The sequence below is a fragment of the Rhizobium sp. 22-785-1 genome, assembly GCF_053521965.1.
Map to the genome: position 1 here is coordinate 597,106 of NZ_JBNWDI010000001.1, position 18,512 is coordinate 615,617.

16 protein-coding genes and 1 pseudogene are annotated in these 18,512 nt (G+C 58.8%); 5 read left to right on the top strand and 12 right to left on the bottom strand.

The window, feature by feature from the left end:
• The first annotated feature begins 63 nt into the window (after positions 1–63).
• From ACQZ5M_RS02840 to ACQZ5M_RS02855, 4 genes are all read left to right on the top strand, one after another.
• Entirely contained in the window at positions 64–1,029 is a 966-nt protein-coding gene (locus ACQZ5M_RS02840) for an alpha/beta hydrolase (RefSeq protein WP_449079183.1), read from the top strand.
• Positions 1,030–1,101: 72 nt separating this feature from the next.
• Positions 1,102–2,307 carry a succinate--glutarate CoA-transferase gene (gene caiB, locus ACQZ5M_RS02845; RefSeq protein ID WP_296036190.1) on the top strand — a complete coding sequence of 402 codons (1,206 nt, stop codon included), beginning with the start codon at positions 1,102–1,104 and terminating at the stop codon, positions 2,305–2,307.
• Complete coding sequence (locus tag ACQZ5M_RS02850) at positions 2,304–3,968, top strand: thiamine pyrophosphate-binding protein (protein ID WP_449079024.1); 1,665 nt, start codon at positions 2,304–2,306, stop codon at positions 3,966–3,968. Before caiB ends, ACQZ5M_RS02850 begins: the two co-directional genes overlap by 4 nt.
• A gap of 152 nt (positions 3,969–4,120) precedes the next feature.
• Positions 4,121–4,885, top strand: a complete 765-nt coding sequence (locus tag ACQZ5M_RS02855; protein WP_449079025.1) for a HugZ family pyridoxamine 5'-phosphate oxidase — start codon at positions 4,121–4,123, stop codon at positions 4,883–4,885.
• Positions 4,886–4,997: 112 nt separating this feature from the next.
• Here the strand turns inward: ACQZ5M_RS02855 and ACQZ5M_RS02860 are convergent, their stop codons facing one another.
• From ACQZ5M_RS02860 to ACQZ5M_RS02870, 3 genes are all read right to left on the bottom strand, one after another.
• Complete coding sequence (locus ACQZ5M_RS02860; RefSeq protein ID WP_062440491.1) at positions 4,998–5,339, bottom strand: RidA family protein; 342 nt, start codon at positions 5,337–5,339, stop codon at positions 4,998–5,000.
• 43 nt (positions 5,340–5,382) lie between these two features.
• A complete protein-coding gene (locus ACQZ5M_RS02865; RefSeq protein ID WP_296015249.1) occupies positions 5,383–5,721 on the bottom strand; it encodes a protein tyrosine phosphatase family protein in 339 nt (112 codons plus the stop codon).
• Between the two features lie 123 nt (positions 5,722–5,844).
• Positions 5,845–6,681 carry an aldose 1-epimerase family protein gene (locus ACQZ5M_RS02870; RefSeq protein ID WP_296015250.1) on the bottom strand — a complete coding sequence of 279 codons (837 nt, stop codon included), beginning with the start codon at positions 6,679–6,681 and terminating at the stop codon, positions 5,845–5,847.
• A gap of 212 nt (positions 6,682–6,893) precedes the next feature.
• Here ACQZ5M_RS02870 and ACQZ5M_RS02875 point away from each other — a divergent pair, with 212 nt between their 5' ends.
• Complete coding sequence (locus ACQZ5M_RS02875) at positions 6,894–8,348, top strand: L,D-transpeptidase (protein ID WP_296036177.1); 1,455 nt, start codon at positions 6,894–6,896, stop codon at positions 8,346–8,348.
• A 114-nt stretch (positions 8,349–8,462) separates the two neighbouring features.
• Here ACQZ5M_RS02875 and ACQZ5M_RS02880 read toward each other — a convergent pair whose 3' ends face one another.
• From ACQZ5M_RS02880 to ACQZ5M_RS02920, 9 genes and pseudogenes are all read right to left on the bottom strand, one after another.
• Positions 8,463–9,692 carry an MFS transporter gene (locus ACQZ5M_RS02880; RefSeq protein WP_449079026.1) on the bottom strand — a complete coding sequence of 410 codons (1,230 nt, stop codon included), beginning with the start codon at positions 9,690–9,692 and terminating at the stop codon, positions 8,463–8,465.
• 49 nt (positions 9,693–9,741) lie between these two features.
• A pseudogene (locus ACQZ5M_RS02885) lies at positions 9,742–10,384 on the bottom strand (TetR/AcrR family transcriptional regulator).
• Positions 10,385–10,550: 166 nt separating this feature from the next.
• A complete protein-coding gene (locus ACQZ5M_RS02890) occupies positions 10,551–11,261 on the bottom strand; it encodes a ParA family protein (RefSeq protein WP_449079027.1) in 711 nt (236 codons plus the stop codon).
• Between the two features lie 168 nt (positions 11,262–11,429).
• A complete protein-coding gene (locus tag ACQZ5M_RS02895; protein WP_449079028.1) occupies positions 11,430–11,906 on the bottom strand; it encodes a VOC family protein in 477 nt (158 codons plus the stop codon).
• Between the two features lie 111 nt (positions 11,907–12,017).
• Positions 12,018–13,163, bottom strand: a complete 1,146-nt coding sequence (locus ACQZ5M_RS02900; RefSeq protein WP_449079029.1) for an iron-containing alcohol dehydrogenase — start codon at positions 13,161–13,163, stop codon at positions 12,018–12,020.
• Positions 13,160–14,548, bottom strand: coding sequence for an aldehyde dehydrogenase family protein (locus ACQZ5M_RS02905; protein ID WP_449079030.1), 1,389 nt, complete (start codon positions 14,546–14,548; stop codon positions 13,160–13,162). The genes ACQZ5M_RS02900 and ACQZ5M_RS02905 overlap by 4 nt, the downstream gene beginning before the upstream one ends.
• A gap of 17 nt (positions 14,549–14,565) precedes the next feature.
• Entirely contained in the window at positions 14,566–15,933 is a 1,368-nt protein-coding gene (locus ACQZ5M_RS02910) for a glutamine synthetase family protein (protein ID WP_449079031.1), read from the bottom strand.
• 73 nt (positions 15,934–16,006) lie between these two features.
• A complete protein-coding gene (locus ACQZ5M_RS02915; protein ID WP_449079032.1) occupies positions 16,007–17,521 on the bottom strand; it encodes an amino acid permease in 1,515 nt (504 codons plus the stop codon).
• Positions 17,522–17,717: 196 nt separating this feature from the next.
• Positions 17,718–18,491, bottom strand: coding sequence for an N-formylglutamate amidohydrolase (locus tag ACQZ5M_RS02920; RefSeq protein ID WP_449079033.1), 774 nt, complete (start codon positions 18,489–18,491; stop codon positions 17,718–17,720).
• Positions 18,492–18,512: the final 21 nt, after the last annotated feature.

An 18,512-nucleotide genomic window follows, 5' to 3' on the forward strand; every position in this document is an offset into this window, starting at 1 on the left:
TATGTAAGGTAAACGGGGCTGAGGAGCAACCTCTTGGCCAATAATAAGCAAGTGGAACAGCGCATGGGCGACGATCTGATGTTCGGTAAAATCGAGCGGCTGGAGAGCCCTTCCGGCGCCACACTCGCCTATCGTCATGAGGCTGCCAGAAGCGAACCGCGCGGCGTCCTGATGATCTTGCACGGGCTTGTGGACCATGCCGGGCGCTACAGGCACTTTGCCGATTTCATGGCCAGCCACGGTTTCCAGGTCTATGCGCATGACCATCGCGGCCACGGCCGCACGCGCTCTGCGGACGCCCCCGTCGGACGCTTCGCGCCCAAGGATGGACTTTACAAGGTCGTAGAGGATGTCATCGCCATGCGAGATCTCATCGCGAGACGTCATCCTGGCCTACCGGTTATCCTCTTCGGTCACTCCATGGGCGGGTTGATTGCGCTCAACACTGCCGTCAGCCACCCGGACCGTTTCGACGCTCTCTCCATCTGGAACTCCAATTTCAACACCGGCGTGATGGGTCGCCTCGCGCAAGCGGTGCTGCGCATCGAAAAAATGCTGAAGGGCTCGGACGTGCCAAGCGCCATTCTGCCGCAGGCCACCTTTCGCATCTGGAACGCGCGTATGCCGGAGAAGCGCACAACTGCCGACTGGCTGAGCCATGACAAAGCAGCTGTCGATGCCTATGTGGGCGACCCGCTCTGCCAGTTCGAAGCCAGTGTTTCGCTGTGGCAGGATGTCTTCGAGATGTCTTATCGCGGCCCGAAGCTGATGGAGCGCCTACCCAAACAACTTCCCGTCCTCCTCGTCAGTGGTGACGAGGATGCCGCCACCAATAACGGGCGGGAAATCCACTGGCTGGCGGAGAGGTTTCGCAACGCCGGTTTCTCGGATGTTGAGAACACGATCTATAAGGGCATGCGCCACGAAACACTGAACGAGATCGGCTGGGAAAAGCCTGCAGCGGATTTCGCGGCCTGGGCTGCGAGAGTGACGGACGGAAAGAAAAGTGACATTGCCCAAACGGAATAAACCCATGAGATAAATTCACATGCGCGCTTTCACCCACCCGTTTATAAGGCTGGGGAAAGCGCAAGGTAACTCATGGTCGAACCATCATCGTCGAAAGAGCCGCCCCTCAAGGGCATCCGTGTCATCGAACTCGCCCGGGTTCTGGCAGGCCCATGGGCGGGCCAGATGCTGGCCGATATGGGGGCCGATGTCATCAAGGTTGAAAGCCCGGATGGTGGCGACGATACGCGCGCCTGGGGACCGCCCTTTGTCGAGAGCAAGGATGGCGACAATCTTTCGGCCGCCTATTACCATTCGACAAATCGTGGCAAGCGCTCCATCACTGTCGACCTGAAGACTGAGGAAGGCCGCCAGACCGTGCGGCGTCTGGTTAAGACCGCCGATGTGGTGATCGAGAATTTCAAGCGCGGCGGGTTGGAGAAATACGGCCTCGATTACCAGAGCCTGCGCGCGCTCAATCCAAAGCTCATCTACTGCTCCATCACCGGTTTCGGCCAGACTGGCCCCTATGCGGATTTTGCCGGTTACGATTACATCGTTCAAGGCATGTCCGGCTTCATGTCGATTACCGGTGAGCCGGACGGCCAGCCGATGAAGGCAGGCGTTGCCGTTGCCGATATCTTCACCGGCATCTATTCCGTGACAGCGATCCAAGCGGCGCTCATCCATACGCTCCGCACTGGAGAGGGTCAGCATATCGACATGGCACTTCTGGATGTGCAGTCCGCCGTGCTGGCCAACCAGAACATGAACTACCTGATCTCCGGCAGGCCACCCGTCAGGCTCGGCAATGCCCATCCGAACATCTCGCCCTATGAGGTGGTGCCAACAGCCGATGGTTTCCTGATCCTCGCCGTTGGCAATGACGGTCAGTTCAAGCGCCTCTGCAAGATCCTCGGTGTCGATGCGATCGCTGAAGACGAGCGTTATGCGACCAACAAGGCACGCGTTGCGCACAAGCTGGAGGTCCGCCAGATCGTTTCCACAGAGACGCTCAAATGGATGAAGCGCGATTTGCTGACGGCTTGCGAAAGCAACGCAGTTCCAGCAGGTCCGATCAACTCCATCGAAGAAATGTTTGCCGATCCACAAGTTCAGGCACGCGGTCTTCGTATAGACCTGGAAGCCGCGGATGGAACGGTCATCCCTGGCGTTCGCACGCCCATCGTGCTCTCTGAAACGCCACTACGCTACAACCGTCCAAGCCCGCGCCTTGGAGAACATCAGGCCGAAGTTCTGGCCGAACTGGACGATATCGAAAGGAACATCGCGCAATGACGACTTTGGGAAAGAGAACCGGCGGCCAACTGATCGTTGAAGCGCTGAAGGCCAATGGCGTGTCGCGCGTCTCCTGCGTGCCCGGGGAAAGCTATCTGGCGGTTCTCGATGCGCTTTATGAAAGCGGCATCGAAACCGTCGTCTGCCGCCAGGAAGGTGGTGCCGCGATGATGGCTGACACCTGGGGCCGACTGACGGGAGAGCCAGGCATCTGTATGGTCACACGCGGCCCGGGCGCAACCAATGCCTCCGCCGGTCTACATGTCGCAAGACAGGATTCAATTCCGATGATCCTGTTCATCGGCCAGGTGCAGCGTGATGCCCGCGAGCGCGAAGCCTTCCAGGAAGTCGAGTATCGCCGCGCCTTTACCGAATTTGCCAAATGGGTTGGTGAGATCGATGATGCACGCCGCATCCCGGAGTTCGTCACCCGCGCCTTTGCGGTCGCGACATCCGGTCGCCCCGGCCCGGTGGTGCTGACGCTGCCGGAAGACATGCTGGTGGAAGAGGTAGAGGCTCCCGCAGCCAAAGCCTACACGCCGGTCGAAAATCATCCCGGTCCAAAACAGATGGCGAAAGTCGCTGAACTGCTGGCAAGCGCGAAGCGCCCGATGTTCATCCTCGGCGGCACGCGGTGGTCGGAAGAGGCCGTTGCCTCCTTCAAGAATTTTGCTGAAAGCCTGAAGGTGCCAGTCGGCTGCTCCTTCCGCCGCCAGATGCTCTTCGATCACACGAGTTCCTCTTATGCAGGCGATGTCGGCATCGGCATCAATCCGGCGCTATCGAAGGAGATCAAGGAGTCCGATCTGATCGTCCTTCTCGGCGCCCGCATGTCGGAAATGCCGTCCTCCGGCTACACCATACTGGACATCCCCTACCCGTCTCAAACGCTGGTCCACGTCTTCCCGGAAGCCGAAGAGCTTGGCCGCATCTATCGCCCGGATCTCGCCATCTGCGCTGCGCCTGAGGACTTCGTCAAAGCTCTGAGAGAGCTCAAAGTGGATGCAAACCCAGCCTGGGCAGAACGCACCTCTGCCATGCATGAGGCCTATCTGAAATGGTCCACACCACCCAAGACCGGTCCCGGCAACGTGCAGATGGGGCCGATCATGGACTGGATCGAGGCAAATGTGCCAGAAGATGCGATCTTCACCAACGGGGCCGGCAACTACGCCACATGGGTCCACCGCTTCCACCGTTTCCGCCGCTTCAACACGCAAGCCGCCCCGACCTCCGGCTCCATGGGCTATGGCCTGCCCGCAGCCGTTGCGGCCAAACACCTCTTCCCGGAGCGCGAAGTCATCTGCTTTGCGGGTGATGGCTGCTTCATGATGCACGGACAGGAATTCATCACCGCTGTGCGCTACGACCTGCCGATCATCACCGTGCTGGTCAATAACGGCACCTATGGCACGATCCGCATGCACCAGGAGCGGGAATATCCCGGCCGCGTCAGCGCCACCGATCTCGTCAATCCGGATTTCGTCGCCTACGCAGAAGCCTTCGGCGGACATGGGGAACTGGTGGAAAAGACCGAAGACTTTGGTCCTGCCTTCGAGCGCGCACGCGCCAGCGGCAAAGCGGCCATCATCGAGATCAAGCTTGACGCAGAAGCGATCACCCCTGCCCGCACGCTGACGCAGATCAGGAACAAGAGCTGAGGTAGTAGATCTTCCTGTCTTCCCTCATCCCTGTCTCCGTGGCAGAGATCAGGCTGAAGCGCTTGCGCGCAACCAAGGTGATTTGTCGGCCCAATATCCTTGGGCTGCCTTGGTCACCTTGAAAAGCCGGAATGAAGGAACGACAAGCCGCCATGCACAACAGCAAAATCCCGGTCATCACACCCCGCAATGCCAAGATCGAAGCTTCGGTTGGTGCGCCATTCGAGGCGATCCGGGTGGCACGCGATGTGCTGCTGACATCCCGAACCTGCGGTCTGGCAACTCTCGATCCCGCAAGCGGCTACCCCTACAATACCGCCACCAACATCGCCGTCGAGCCGGATGGAACGCCGTTCTTCTTCGCCGCGCGCCTGGCGCTTCATGCCCGCAACATCGAGGCCGATCCCCGCATCTCGCTGGTGCTGGCTCCCTTCAACAAGGGCGACGCCCTTACCTTGCCCCGTCTGACATTGGTCGGCCGGGCGGAACTTATGAGCGACGCGGAAACACCACTCGCCAAGGCGCGCTATATCGCACGCTACCCAAAGGCCAAGCTCTACCTCGGTTTGCCGGACACCCAGCTTTACCGGATGAGAATCGACGGTGTGCAGATCAATGGCGGCCCTGCGCGCAACGCCAACAACATCACCGCCGACGACCTGCGCACGGATCTGAGCGGCGCAGACAGTTTGATCGCTGCGGTTGACGACGAGATTTCCCGCATCAACGCAATCAAGGGCGAAGCCTCACGGCTCGCCGTCATGGCCGGTAGGAAGCCCGGGGCATGGAAGGTCACCTCGATCGATCCTGACGGCGTCAATCTGGCCTCGTCACAGGATCTGGCAAGACTGTGGTTTGCCGAGCGGGTCACGGACTTGAATCAACTTGCCAAGGCACTGACTCAATCTGCGAAGTGATCGCGGTAAGCGATTCGAACGGAAAGAGAATTGGCCGTTCTCGCACATAATCTCCGTCCAACGAAAAAGCCGGCCTAATGGACCGGCTTTCAAAACATCTATCGCCTGACGATCAGATTGCGGCGGTGACGATGAATTCGACCTTGTAGTCCGGCGTCGCGAGCGCTGCTTCGCTGGTGGCGCGCGCCGGTGGGTTGGCCGGGTCGATCCAGCCTTCCCAGACGGCGTTCATCTCACCGAAGGTGGACATGTCGGAAAGGTAGATGATCGTCTGCAGGATCTTCGACTTGTCGGAGCCGGCCAGAGCCAGCAGGCGATCGACTTCAGCCAGCGCGGACTTGCTCTGCTCGGTCACGGAGGTGCCTTCGCCGACCTGACCTGCGAGGTAGACGGTGTTGCCGTGAACGACCGCGCCGCTCATGCGCTTGCCGGGTTCGATGCGCTTGATGCTCATAGTAAAACTCCTGTTTGGTAGGCTTTGGATAAGAGGCGCGGGATCAGCCCCGCAGATGATGGGTCTTTTCGTAGATGGCAGTGGAGCGTGCGCCGGAGCGGCAATAGCCAAGCATGGGGCGCTGCAATTCATCCAGCGCATCCACCATGCCGGCCACGGCATCGGGATCGACGCCAAAGCGGCCGACCGGCACATGCATGATGGTGAGGCCAAGCTCTTCAGCACGTTCGGCGATATCGGCAAAACGCGGCTGGCCTTCTTCCTCGTCATCGGGGCGGTGGCATACGATGGATTTGAAGCCAAGCGCTTTCACCTCGTCGAGATCGGCCACGCTGATCTGTCCGGTAACGGAGTAATCGTCATCGATGCGTCTGATATCCATCTTCTATCCTCCGAGGGTAACGGCTTCGTAGCGCTCCAGGACCGCCATTTCACGAATTCCGCCTCCGATGTAAGGGGTTGAGCCGGATGCGTCAATGACAGGCCTTTCCAATTAAACAGCGGTTTAAAGAATAGAAAAGCGCAAACCATAGGTGCGGCTTTCACCCGGCTGCAGCATGTTGAACTCGCCCTCACGCTCCAACTCAGCCCGGTCGACCCACCGGTGCGAAACAGGCTCTATGCCAAGCACATTGGCGGGGCTCTTCTGGTTTCGCCACATCTGCAGATAGGGCAATGTGTCGGTGCGAAAAGAAACCTTGAGGGTGCGACCGCCAATCGACGCAATTGGCCCAAGTGTCAGCGATGACCAGCCGTTTTCCGCCTGCGCGGGGACACAAAAGACGCTGCCGGGCTCCTCGCCGAAACGCCAGCCAAAGCCGCCACCTTCAAAGGATGCGCTCTCCAGCCGCACGGCGTCGTCGAAGAGCTTCGCAGCGACGTTCATGTGATACATGAGGAAGGTAGGACGGGTGTGATCGCTGGTATTGGTCACGCGGTCCTCTAGGCTTACCTCTCCGGTCGCACCATCGATTCGCCAAATCCGTTCCAGCAGCGCCGTGCCGCCGTCAGCCAGCCCGACCGGAACCCGCGCCGCAGCTTCGGCATTACCGTCGGTCAGAGACCATCGGGTGATCTCCGCAGTATGAGAGGAGAAAGAGCCATGCAACGGGTATTTCCGTCCACTCGCATCGCCTGCAATCGGTTGGGGATGGCGAATATGATCAGGACCGCAGGTGAACAAGAACCCCTCAAGCGAGTGATCGATTCTCGGATCGCCGTCATCCGGAATGGCGCGCTCAGGTGCGATATTCACACCATCGACGATGCAGGGGCCGATATCGAGCATGGAGGTGTCGTCGAGAAAGATGGACGGCGACTTTCCGGCTTTGAATTCTTTCATCAGCGGCTCCTCCCAGGCATGTCTGCGGCGCACTCGACCAGGGTTTTCCTGCGAGAATGCGAAAATTCCGTGACGCAATTGACGCATCGCTCACGCAAAAGCTATCGCAGCCGCGTAAAATTAAGATTGCATTAACCGCGAATTCACCTTTTTCACAATAGGGTCAAGATTACCGTGTGTTTATTGGGACTAACCCAAGGGATCGCAAGAACGTGAAACTTTTTCTTAACGCCGTGTTCTGTCTCGCAGTCGCAGCGTCGCCGGTGCTTGCACCGTCGAACGCGTCCGCACAACAGCGCTATGTCACTCAGGACCAGGGCGTTCTGGTCGCACCCGACGGCACCGTTCTGGATTATCTGCCGAACCCGAACGATGTGGTCATCAGCCGTGACCGTATGGGTCGCACCGTTTATTACGATCGCTACGGCAATCTCGTCGGCACGCAGATGCCCGGCGGCGCTCAGCAACAGCCGCAGGCGCCGCGTGATCCCTACCAGGCACAGCGCGACCCCTATTACAGCGAGCCAGACACCTACTACCCGCCGCCACCCGGTCGTTATCGCGAGCCGGAGCAGCCACGGCGGAGCTATGGGTACCAGGAAAATCAACGCTATCAGGGCCAAGGCCAGTACCGCGACTATCGCGAGTTTCGCAATGATGGCAACAGCGACGGGGTCTACACCGGCTCTGTCGAGCCGCGCCGTGGTGATGTCGAAAGCGGTCCTTTGAGTCAGCCTATGCCGGGCGAAAGCACCACCGCTGCCGTGCCCCAGCCAGACCATCTGATCGAACGCAACCAGCCTGTCACAGCACCGGTCAATCGTTCGCGCCAGGAGATCGTCGCCCTTCAAGTCTTTCTAGACCGCGAAGGCATCTCTCCCGGTGTGATCGATGGCAAGATGGGCGACAACGTCAACAAGGCAATTGCGGCTTGGCAGGAGATGACCGGCGAAAGGCTGGATCCCAACAATACCGACGACATTCTGGAGCGCCTGCGCAACAGCGGCGGTCTGGCGATCGTGGATTACACGATTACAGCAGCCGATGCAGCGGGCCCTTATGTCGCCTCTATTCCAGACGACTACGCCGCCAAGGCCGCTCTCCCCGCCATGTCCTACACGTCCACGACGGAAGCCCTGGCCGAGCGCTTCCACATGGATGAGACCTATTTGAAGGAACTCAACCCCGGCGTCGATTTCACCGTTCCTGGCACCATCATCAAGGTTGCAAACCCCGGTGAACCGAAGAAGGGCCAAGTTGCCCGCATCGTAGCGCATAAGGGTATCAAACAGGTCTTTGCCTATGACGAAAGCGGCACGCTGATCGCTGCCTATCCGGCGACCATCGGTTCTTCAGACACGCCCTCGCCAAGCGGCACACATACTGTTGAGCGCATCGCGCTGAACCCGGGCTATACCTATAATCCGAAGATCAACTTCCAGCAGGGCCAGAACACGCAGATCCTACAAATCCCGCCAGGCCCGAACGGCCCAGTCGGAACAGTCTGGATTGCGCTCTCCAAGCCGACCTACGGCATCCACGGAACGCCAGAGCCCTCCAAGATCGGCAAGACCAACAGCCACGGCTGTATCCGCCTGACCAACTGGGACGCAACGGAATTGGCGAAGATGGTCCGCCCCGGCGTGGTGGTAGAATTCGCGGAGTAAACTCCAACCTCTGAAAACAGAAATCCCCGGCCTCTGACCGGGGATTTTTTTGTTTCTAGACCACTGCCGCGCCTATGAGAGGCCGATCGAAGAAGTGGAGGAGACAGGTTCTCCTCAGCCCAGTCTCACCGCCCGCCTCTCTCCTCTACGTTCTGTTAGAAAGAAGCCAAGCGCCATGACCGGCAGTGCAAAACCCAGCCATGAGGCCGCCGTCCACTGCCCATGGGAATAGGCCCAGCCACCAAGCGCCGATCCGACCGCGCCACCCATAAAGAAGGTTGCCATGAAGACGCCGTTCAGGCGGCTGCGAAACTCAGCGCCCAGCGAAAAGATGGCACGCTGGCTCAGCACCAGATTGGTGGTGACGGCAAAGTCCAGGATGATGGCGGCGATAACGAGGAGCGCTAGAGACAGATGCGACCCTTCCGGTGCGATATGCGTAACGAGAAAGGATGTCGCAGCAGCGCTGAGCGCAAAGAGCGTCGCGCCCCACGTCCAGCCTCGATCCGCCACACGTCCGGCTATGGGAGCGGCGATGGCACCGGCTGCACCTGCCAGCGCGAAGAGCGCGATTTGACCTTGCGATAGCTGGAAAGCAGGACCGCTCAGATAAAGAGGCGTGGTCGTCCAGAACAGGCTGAAGGCCCCGAACATGGCTGCCTGGTAGGCTGAGCGCCGCTGCAGAAGGGGCGTCGTGCGAGCAAGTTCTGCCATTGAAGCCAGCAGAGCGCGATAGGGCAGCTTGGCATCGGGCATGCGCCGCGGCAGTTGACGATAGAGCACAGTCGCCAGAATACCCATCGCCACAGCGGAAACGAGGAAAACACCGCGCCAGGAGACGAACTCCGACAGGATGCTGGAGACCGGGCGCGCCAGCATGATGCCAACCATCAACCCGCTCATGACATTACCGACAACACGGCCGCGGATTGCGGCTGGTGTCATGTGTGCCGCAAAGGGAACGATCATCTGAACCGCTACAGAGCTGACACCAACAAGAAACATAGCAAACAGAAAAGGACCGGCATGTGGCGCGAGCGCCGCCGAAATCAGAGCCAGAACCGCCGTGGCAACAGTACCGACAATGAGCTTGCGATTTTCAACGAGATCGCCGAGCGGTACGACGAAAAGAAGTCCTAGCCCATAGCCGATCTGAGTAAGCGTCACGATCAGCCCGGTCGCGGCCGACGAAAGGCCCAGTTCAGGGCCGATCACACCTGCTAGCGGCTGCGCGTAATAAATGTTCGCCGCCACGAGCCCACAGGCGCTCGCCAGCAAAAATATCATCGCGGAAGACATCGTCTCTTCCGTCGGTTCATCCGTTTCGATAGCTTTCAACGCCATAACGTCACTCCAAATTAGAAAACATTCGTTTCCGAAATAAGCAAAAAGATCAATCGAAAATGCGCATGGCGGCATCAACGACCGAAGACATTTCCTCCCGTGTGGGGGCGGTCTTGCCTACAACCCGCATTCCGTACAGCAGACAAAGCGCCGTTTTCGCGAGGACATCACAATCCGCTGTGTTTTTGATAGAGCCGTCCGCCTGCCCTACTTGTACAAGCCGGGCCAGTATATTTTCACGCGCCTTGATCGCGCTTCGAACGACGCGAGCTACATCCTCATCCAGCGACGCGAGATCGGCCACGGCACCGACGATCAGACAGCCTTGCTCACCAGATGATCCCGCCGAGTTTCCCGCGTAGAACTCCATGGCAGCCCGCAGCTTCTCGCGGCCATTTTCGCCGGCCTGGACACTCGCCTCGAACCGCTTGGTCTGCACAAGCTTGTAGCGCTCGATGGCAGCGATATAGATATCCTTCTTGTCCTTGAAGGCCTTGTAGAGACTGCCCTGCGTCAGCTCCATCGCCCCCGTCAGATCGCCGACGGACGTGGCATGGAAGCCGCGCTCTGCGAACACGCCAATGGCCCTGTCGATAGCGGCATCGACATCGAATTCACGCGGACGTCCGCGCTGGCGCTGTGATGGGAATGAGGAAGCAATTTCTGTCATGAAAGGATATATAGGAAATGATCGTTTCCAAATCAAGCGTAAATTTTGGATGGCATGCCGCGGCTTGATGAGGAGCGCTCGATCTGACGTTTGTAAACCGGCCAGTTATGATCGCTAACGACCAGGCATGAGGCGATCCCTAATTGGCGTAGGGATCGCCAGAATCCATGACGTCGAGGATATAAAGATCAGGCTGCCTTGCGACCGAACCTGAAATCGCGTCCGGACCGAACCACGCGCGTGGGAAGAAGGGTCAGCACCTCGGATGCAAAGAGCCGGACATTCTCCAGTGCCTTATCGACGTTGCTGACCTTCTGACAGTCGAGTGATGCAATCGTGCCGCCATGATCGAAGATATCGCGGAAGGCCGCGCGTTCGGCAATCGGCGTGTTGAGAACGCGGACATTGCGCTTTTCCAGCAGCATCTTGACCTGAAGCAGAGCGCGGGTGCTGACCATCGCGTTCACACGCGTCAGCACGACGGAATGGTCGATCTTCCTGCCCATCTTCATGTCGAGAAATGCGAGGTGATCCATGACTTCCGCAGCGCCACGCGCATCCATGGCCGAACCCTGCACGGGAATGAGAACGTGGTCGGAAATCCCCAGCGCCATCGTCAAGAGCGGGCTCTTGGTGCCGGGAAGATCTATGAGGAAACAGTCCGTATTGGAGCGGTTCTCGCGAATATGACCTTCCAGGGACGCCATGGTCACGTTGGAAATGACGCTGAGATTGTTGATCGAGCCGGAGAGCTCGAACCAATGCGAAATCCAAAGCTGCGGATCGGCATCGAGAACCGTGACGCGGTGACCGGTACGGGCAAGTTCCGTTGCCAGCAGAAGAACTGCTGTCGTCTTGCCTGCCCCACCCTTGGTATTGGCGAATGTAATGACTGTCATAGCGACCCCGAAATGTCAGAGCCTAGGAAGTACGATGCTCTGGAATGCACCGAAGCATGGTGCTTGGGAGAGTGTTAACCAATATGGTTAACAAATTGGAAACACCGGCGGAATGGCGCCTCGGGGCGGCACCCCTCCGCCGTTCAGGGGCACTGTGGATTGCCCCAATCAGTCGCCGCGCCTCGCAGCCTCGACCTTCGCCACATCGATCTTTTTCATCGCCATCATTGCTGCGAATGCCCGTTTGGCTTCACCGTCGCCAGCAGCCAGCGCGTCCGTGAGACTGCGCGGCGTGATCTGCCAGGAAATACCCCAACGGTCCTTACACCACCCGCAATCGCTTTCCTGCCCGCCATTGCCGACAATCGCGTTCCAGTAGCGGTCGGTTTCCTCCTGGTCGTCGGTAGCGATCTGAAAGGAAAAGGCTTCCGTGTGCTTGAAGGTCGGTCCACCATTCAGGCCAATGCAGGGTATTCCGGCAACGGTGAACTCCACCACCAGAACGTCCCCCTGGCTGCCACTCGGATAATCTCCGGACGCCCGGGTGATGGTGCCTACAGCGCTATTTGGAAAAGTCTGCGCATAAAACCGCGCCGCGGCCTCGGCGTCCTTGTCGTACCAGATACAGATCCTGTTCTTGTTCATGATCCTTCCTCCCATGGAAATAAGGATCATAACGCGTTTATCAGCATGTAGCGATATTGAGGTCTCTACCTAAGGCTGGCGGCGGGACGCGTGAAGCCCCGCCTCGATCGGTCAGAAGCAGTCCTCGAACAACGCCTTGGTGTTCTCAAGCGTCATTTCGATCGGGTTGCCTCCGCAGCTTGGATCCTTGATCGCTTCCGCCGTCAGCTCGTCGATACGATCCGGCTTGATACCCATGGCTGTCAGGTTCTCCGGCACGCCGAGTTCCTTGCGAAGCTCCAGCACGTAGTCGTAAAAGCCGTCAAACCCGCCGGCGATCCCGAGGTACGCTGCCGCACGCGCGATCTTGTCTTCGATCGCAGGCCGGTTGAAGCGCAGCACGGCGGGCATCACCACTGCATTGGTCATGCCGTGATGGGTGTTGTAGACCGCACCGACCGGATGCGAGAGCGAGTGAATGGCGCCAAGCCCCTTCTGGAAGGAGACCGCGCCCATCGCCGCAGCCGCCATCATGTTGGTGCGCGCTTCGATATCGGTTCCGTCCTTAAAGGCGCGTGGCAGGAATTCCTTGATCAGCCGCATGCCTTCCAGCGCAATACCCTGGCTCATTGGGTGAAAGAAGGGCGAGGAATAAGCTTCCAGGCAGTGGGCAAACGCATCCATGCCGGTGCCAGCGGTGATCGCCTTCGGCATGCCGACGGTCAGTTCCGGATCGCAGATGACGACGCCCGGCAGAAATTTCGGATGGAAGATAATCTTCTTCACATGGGTCTTGGAATTGGTAATGACGCTGGCGCGCCCCACCTCAGATCCCGTTCCGGCAGTCGTCGGCACGGCGACGATTGGTGCAATCGCATCCGAATTGGCACGCGTCCACCAGTCGCCAATATCCTCGAAATCCCATACGGGACGCGTCTGCCCCGCCATGAAGGCAACCGCCTTGCCGAGATCCAGGCCCGAGCCGCCACCAAAGGCGACGACGCCATCATGACCGCCATCCTTGAACGCCTTCACTCCGGCGTCTAGGTTGATCTCGTTCGGGTTCGGATCGACGTCGGAAAAGATCGCGCGTCCAAGACCTGCCTCATTAAGGATATCCAGTGCATGGCCGGTGATCGCCATGCTGGCAAGGCCGCGATCCGTCACAAGAAGCGGCTTCTTGATGCCAAGCGTCTTGCAGGCATCCGCCAGTTCCTTGATGCGGCCGCGTCCGAGCTTGATCGGGGTCGGATAACTCCAGTTTGCGACGATATTCATTTCGTGACTTTCTTCAGATGGTATGATTTCGGACGTGTCAGGTTCTGGAAGCCGATAACAGAGAGCGAGCCGCCGCGCCCGGTTTCCTTGACGCCGGTCCAGCAGAGTGCGGGATCGAGGTAATCCGCACGGTTCATGAAGACGGTACCCGTTTCGATCTCGCGCCCGATCCGGCCCGCACGCTCGGGATCCTGCGTCCAGAGCGATGCGGTGAGACCGTATTTGCTGTCATTCATCAGCTTTATGGCTTCATCGTCATTCTTCACTTTCATGATGCCGACGGCAGGACCAAAGGTCTCTTCCGTCATGAACTCCATGGAGTGATCGACGTCGATGAGGATTTGCGGCGCGACATAGGCGCTCTCGCCGTCATCGGCGGGGAACAGCTTCGGATCGACCAGCGCCTTGGCACCCTTGGCCATCGCGTCGGCCACCTGCTGGCGCACGACCTTGGCAAAACGCTTGTTGGCCATTGGCCCAAGCGTCGTTTCCTGCTCTAGTGGATTGCCAAGCTTGTAGTTGGAGACCCAGGCCACCGACTTTTCGACGAAGGCATCGAACAGCGCTTCGTTGACATAGATGCGCTCGATACCGCAGCAGCACTGGCCGGAATTGTAGGTCGCGCCATCCATCAGCGTATCGACCGCCGCGTCTAGATCGGCATCGTCCATGACATAGCCTGGGTCTTTGCCGCCAAGCTCCAGACCAAGTCCGGTAAAGGTGCCTGCCGCCGCCCGCTCGATCGCGCGCCCGCCTTCCACCGATCCGGTGAAATTGACGAAGTTGAACAACCCTCCGGCGATCAGCGCAGACGTCGTCTGATGATCGAGGAACAGATTGATGAACACATCGTCCGGCACACCGGCCTCGACAAAGGCACGCACCATGCGCTCGCCGACGAGAAGCGTCTGCGCCGCATGTTTGATCACCACTGTGTTGCCCGCCATCAGGGCCGGCGCAATCGTGTTGATCGCCGTCATATAGGGGTAGTTCCACGGGGCGATAACGAAGACGACGCCATGGGCTTCGCGCTCGATACGGCGTTGAAAGTTGCCACTATCCTCGATGACGAGCGGGGCAAGCGCGTCTGCCGCAATCGAGGCGACGTAGTTGGAGCGCTCGTTGAAACCCTTGAACTCGCCACCATAGCGCACGGGACGGCCCATCATATGGGCGAGTTCCGGCACCACCTCGTCCACCATCTCGTTAAGTCGTGCGACGCCCTTCAGAACCAGTTGAACGCGTTCCTCCAAAGGGCGGCGTGCCCACTTTTTTTGCGCAGCCCGCGCCTTCAACACGGCGCTGCGCGCCGCATCCAGCGACATCGCCTCCCGTTCGGCATAGACCGAGCCGTCGATCGGCGAGATATTCTGGATCATGACCATGATATGTTCCTAGCCTGTTATGCTCTTTCGAAACCGCGCGCGACTTCCCAGTCGGTTACGCGGCGATCATATTCTTCCTGCTCCCACTCTGCGGCACGCACATAGTGGTCGATCACGTCGTCCCCGAAAGCCCCGCGCAGCATGGCGGAGCCGTTCAGGTGACCCGTGGCGTCACGAAGCGTTTTCGGGATTTCCCGAACTTCCTTTCCGCCATAGGCGTCGCCGACGAATTGCGGCTCAAGTTCCATCTTCTTTTCGATGCCGTCAATGCCGGCCGCAAGCAGCGCTGCCATGGCAAGATGCGGGTTGAGATCGGAGCCGCCCACACGGCACTCGATGCGGATGCCCTTCGTACCATCGCCACACAGACGATAGCCTGCCGTGCGGTTGTCCATGCTCCAGACAGCCTTGGTCGGTGCAAATGTGCCGGCCATGTAACGCTTGTAGGAGTTGATATAAGGGGCGAGGAAATAGGTGATCTCACTGGCATGCGCCAGAAGCCCCGCCACATAATGCTTCATCATCTGCGACATGCCATGCTCGGAGTCCTTGTCGAAGAATTTCGGCGTCTTACCATCCAGGCTCCAGAGCGACTGGTGAATGTGGGAAGAGCTGCCAGCGGCACTGTAATTCCATTTGGCGAGGAAGGTCACGGCCTTGCCCTTGGACCAGGCGATTTCCTTGGTGGCGTTCTTGATGATGGCATGGCGGTCGGCCATGGTCAGCGCGTCCGCATAGCGCACATTGATTTCTTCCTGGCCGGCGGAGGCCTCACCTTTGGTGTTCTCCACCGGGATGCCCGCGCCTTGCAGACCGTTACGGATGGCGCGCATCACCTCTTCTTCCTTGGTGGTCTGGAAGATATGGTAATCCTCGTTATAGGCGCTCGCTGGATTAAGGTTGCGATACCCGCTGGCGCGTGCCGATTCGAAGCTTTGGTCGAAGAGGAAGAATTCCAGTTCGCTTGCCATGTAAGCCTTCAGACCCATGGCCTCAAGCCGCGCCACCTGGCGCTTCAGCATGGCGCGGGGCGAATGCGGCACCTCCGCATGGGTGTGATGATCATAGGCATCGCACAGAACGAGCGCGGTCCCTTCCAGCCAGGGCACGCGGCGCAAGGTCGCCATATCCGGCTTCAGCGTATAATCGCCATAGCCTTTCTCCCAACTGGTGGATTTATAACCTGAGACGGTTTCCATCTCCATGTCGGTGGCGAGCAGATAGTTGCAGCTGTGGGTTTCCTCATGCGCGCTTTCGACAAAGAACTGCGCCTGAAACCGCTTGCCCATCAGGCGACCCTGCATATCCACGAGGCATGCCAGAACCGTATCGATCCGCCCTTCGGCGACATCCTTCTTCAGCTCGTCGAATGTGTAGGTCGTCATGATGTGGTTGTTCCCTTTTTTCGTGTTTGGCAGCGGGCGGCCACGAAGGAGCCGCCCTGCGATATTTGGACCGTCACGCCTTCACAGGAGAGACGTTGCGCGCAACCTGCTTCTGCTCCATCGCAAACTCTTCCTCTGGAGAGAGAATGAGACGATGGCGACCGATCATCGCGAAATAGCCGATTGCAACGGCAAACCAAATCGCAACCCAAAGTACACCTTTGGTGAAGTTCGGATCCTGCACCTGATAAAGCAATGTTACGACTGCGATGATGATGGTGAGCACCGCACCCGGCACCCCAAGCGGCGAGCGGAAAGGCCGCTCGATATGTGGGAGGTTCTTGCGTAGCAGTATGAAGGAGATCGCCTGCATGATGTAGGAGAACATCGCGCCGAATACCGCCATGTTCAGCAACACGCTACCGATGATGCTGCCGCCCTGCTCCGCACCGAGCGCGAACCAGATGATCATCATGACACTTAAACCCACAATCGCACCCGTCAGCATGGCGACATGCGGCGTTTTGAACTTGGAATGGGTGACGGAGAGCGCGGTCGGGAAGTAGCCCGCACGCGAGAGCGAATAAATCTGCCGCCCCTGTGCGTAAAGGATTGTGTGGAAACTGGCGATAAGACCGGTCAGCGCCACGAGGCCCAAGAGAACCACGCCACTGTCCCCATAGACCGCCTTGAAACCATCCAACAAAGGCTCGAGCGCCGAACTGAGGTGGAACGTCCCAACACCTGGAAGCGAAGGGTTGAGCAGCACGATCATGAACGCGGAAATCATCAGCGTGATGATGCCGAGAATGATGCCCTTGGGCATGTCTCGCTTGGGATCGACCGATTCCTCGGCTGCAAGAGGCAACTGCTCGATGGCGAGGAACAGCCAGACGGCAAAGGGAAGTGTCGCAAGGACGCCCGAGATACCAAAGGGGAAGAAGGAGCCGTTGCCCTCCGGCAATTCGACAGCCTTGCCATCCGGCCCGACACCGATATTCAGCGCCCAGCGCGAGAAGTCGATATTTGGAATGGCGCTGATCCAGAAGAACACCAGAACACCGAGCGAAATCAGCGTGATGACCAGCGTGACCTTGAAGGACAACTCAAGCCCGAACACGTTGAGGCTAAGGAAGATGATGTAAAACAGCACCCACAATAGCGGCGAATAGGCCGGATCGAGCCCGAGGATTGAGTTCACATAAGCCGTGATAAAGGTGACGATGACGGCCGGGGTCAGAACATACTCAACGTTCTCACAAAGCCCGGTGATGAAGCCACCCCATGGCCCCATAGCCGTTCGCGCGAACGAATAGGCCGCCCCGGTATGCGGCAGCGCCGGGCTCATTTCCGCGATGGAAAAAGTAAGCCCCAGATACATGATGGCGATGATGATACCCGCCACCAGCATGCCGCCCCAGCCGCCGGTGGCAAAGCCGAAGTTCCAGCCGGAAAAATGACCGGAAATGACCGCGCCGACGCCGAGCGCCCACAGCGACCAGACGCCCGCATAACGCGAAAGTCCACGTTTCTCGAAATAGGATGCGTCCGCCTTCTTATAGCTGACGCCGGATGATGAACTGTCCATGCCTTGTCTCTCCTGATCAAGAAAAAAGCAGGCAGTCAGCCGGATTGGCCGATTTTGCCCCAGTTTCGGCTGGCAGGGTTTCCCCACCAACCGCATGCATCTGCTGTTCCCTATCCCGTCTGGCTCGCGCCTTTATCGGCGTTCTGGACCACACGGCACATCGTTCTCCGGCAGGAAAACCTGCCGCCGTTCAAGTCTAGTTTCCTATGCTTGCAAGCGCTCTTTCGAGGCTTTCACTCAAATAGTCGGCTGCCGCACGTTGCCCCGCTTCGTCGGCGATCAGATCGTTGCGAACCTCGATCATCACATTCAGCAACCCGTCCGGCAGCGCGTGCAGGCGAAGCGTATGGGTTACGCCGTCTTCCGGCCCATAGGGCTGGTTGCGCTCTACCTTGAAAGAGGATCTGTCTCGATCGACCAGCATCGCATCGGCAAGGCGCGAGTCCCTGTCATGCAGAATGCCGATTTCCACCTCGCGTACCCGCCCGTGGTAGATCGGCGTAAAACTATGGATCGTAACGACGACACTCTCGATACCGAGGATCTTGCGCCTTTCCACAAGACTGGAAACGGCTTCATGAAAAGGCACGTAAAGCGCGGCAGTGCGAAGAAAGCGCTCTGACTCATCCAGATCGGCATTTCCGGGAATGTCGTAAATCTCACTCGTTACCGGCATCGCGGAAGCCGACTCCGGCGGACGGTTGCAATCATAGATCAGTCGCGAAAACCGCTGAAACACCAGCGCCGCATCGAGCTTTTCAGACATAAAGCGCGCCACTGAAAGCGCACCGGGGTCCCAGGCAATATGGCTCGAGAGAACATCCTCGGTAAGACCGAGATCCCCGTAGCGGGCGGGAAGCGTGTTCGAGGCATGCTCACAGACGAGCAGCACAGCGCTGTTCCCCGTTTCGTTTTCCACCGCGACTCCGTCACCTTCGTCGGCATGGAAGAATTGCGAACGAACCGTCATGGTCGTACCCCACTGGTTTTG

Excerpts from the sequence above, each read along its gene's own strand:
- ACQZ5M_RS02840 (WP_449079183.1), top strand. The coding sequence starts at position 64 with ATGGGCGACGATCTGATGTTCGGTAAAATCGAGCGGCTGGAGAGCCCT.
- caiB (WP_296036190.1), top strand. The coding sequence starts at position 1,102 with ATGGTCGAACCATCATCGTCGAAAGAGCCGCCCCTCAAGGGCATCCGT.
- ACQZ5M_RS02850 (WP_449079024.1), top strand. The coding sequence starts at position 2,304 with ATGACGACTTTGGGAAAGAGAACCGGCGGCCAACTGATCGTTGAAGCG.
- ACQZ5M_RS02855 (WP_449079025.1), top strand. The coding sequence starts at position 4,121 with ATGCACAACAGCAAAATCCCGGTCATCACACCCCGCAATGCCAAGATC.
- ACQZ5M_RS02860 (WP_062440491.1), bottom strand. The coding sequence starts at position 5,339 with ATGAGCATCAAGCGCATCGAACCCGGCAAGCGCATGAGCGGCGCGGTC.
- ACQZ5M_RS02865 (WP_296015249.1), bottom strand. The coding sequence starts at position 5,721 with ATGGATATCAGACGCATCGATGACGATTACTCCGTTACCGGACAGATC.
- ACQZ5M_RS02870 (WP_296015250.1), bottom strand. The coding sequence starts at position 6,681 with ATGAAAGAATTCAAAGCCGGAAAGTCGCCGTCCATCTTTCTCGACGAC.
- ACQZ5M_RS02880 (WP_449079026.1), bottom strand. The coding sequence starts at position 9,692 with ATGGCGTTGAAAGCTATCGAAACGGATGAACCGACGGAAGAGACGATG.
- ACQZ5M_RS02890 (WP_449079027.1), bottom strand. The coding sequence starts at position 11,261 with ATGACAGTCATTACATTCGCCAATACCAAGGGTGGGGCAGGCAAGACG.
- ACQZ5M_RS02895 (WP_449079028.1), bottom strand. The coding sequence starts at position 11,906 with ATGAACAAGAACAGGATCTGTATCTGGTACGACAAGGACGCCGAGGCC.
- ACQZ5M_RS02900 (WP_449079029.1), bottom strand. The coding sequence starts at position 13,163 with ATGAATATCGTCGCAAACTGGAGTTATCCGACCCCGATCAAGCTCGGA.
- ACQZ5M_RS02905 (WP_449079030.1), bottom strand. The coding sequence starts at position 14,548 with ATGGTCATGATCCAGAATATCTCGCCGATCGACGGCTCGGTCTATGCC.
- ACQZ5M_RS02910 (WP_449079031.1), bottom strand. The coding sequence starts at position 15,933 with ATGACGACCTACACATTCGACGAGCTGAAGAAGGATGTCGCCGAAGGG.
- ACQZ5M_RS02915 (WP_449079032.1), bottom strand. The coding sequence starts at position 17,521 with ATGGACAGTTCATCATCCGGCGTCAGCTATAAGAAGGCGGACGCATCC.
- ACQZ5M_RS02920 (WP_449079033.1), bottom strand. The coding sequence starts at position 18,491 with ATGACGGTTCGTTCGCAATTCTTCCATGCCGACGAAGGTGACGGAGTC.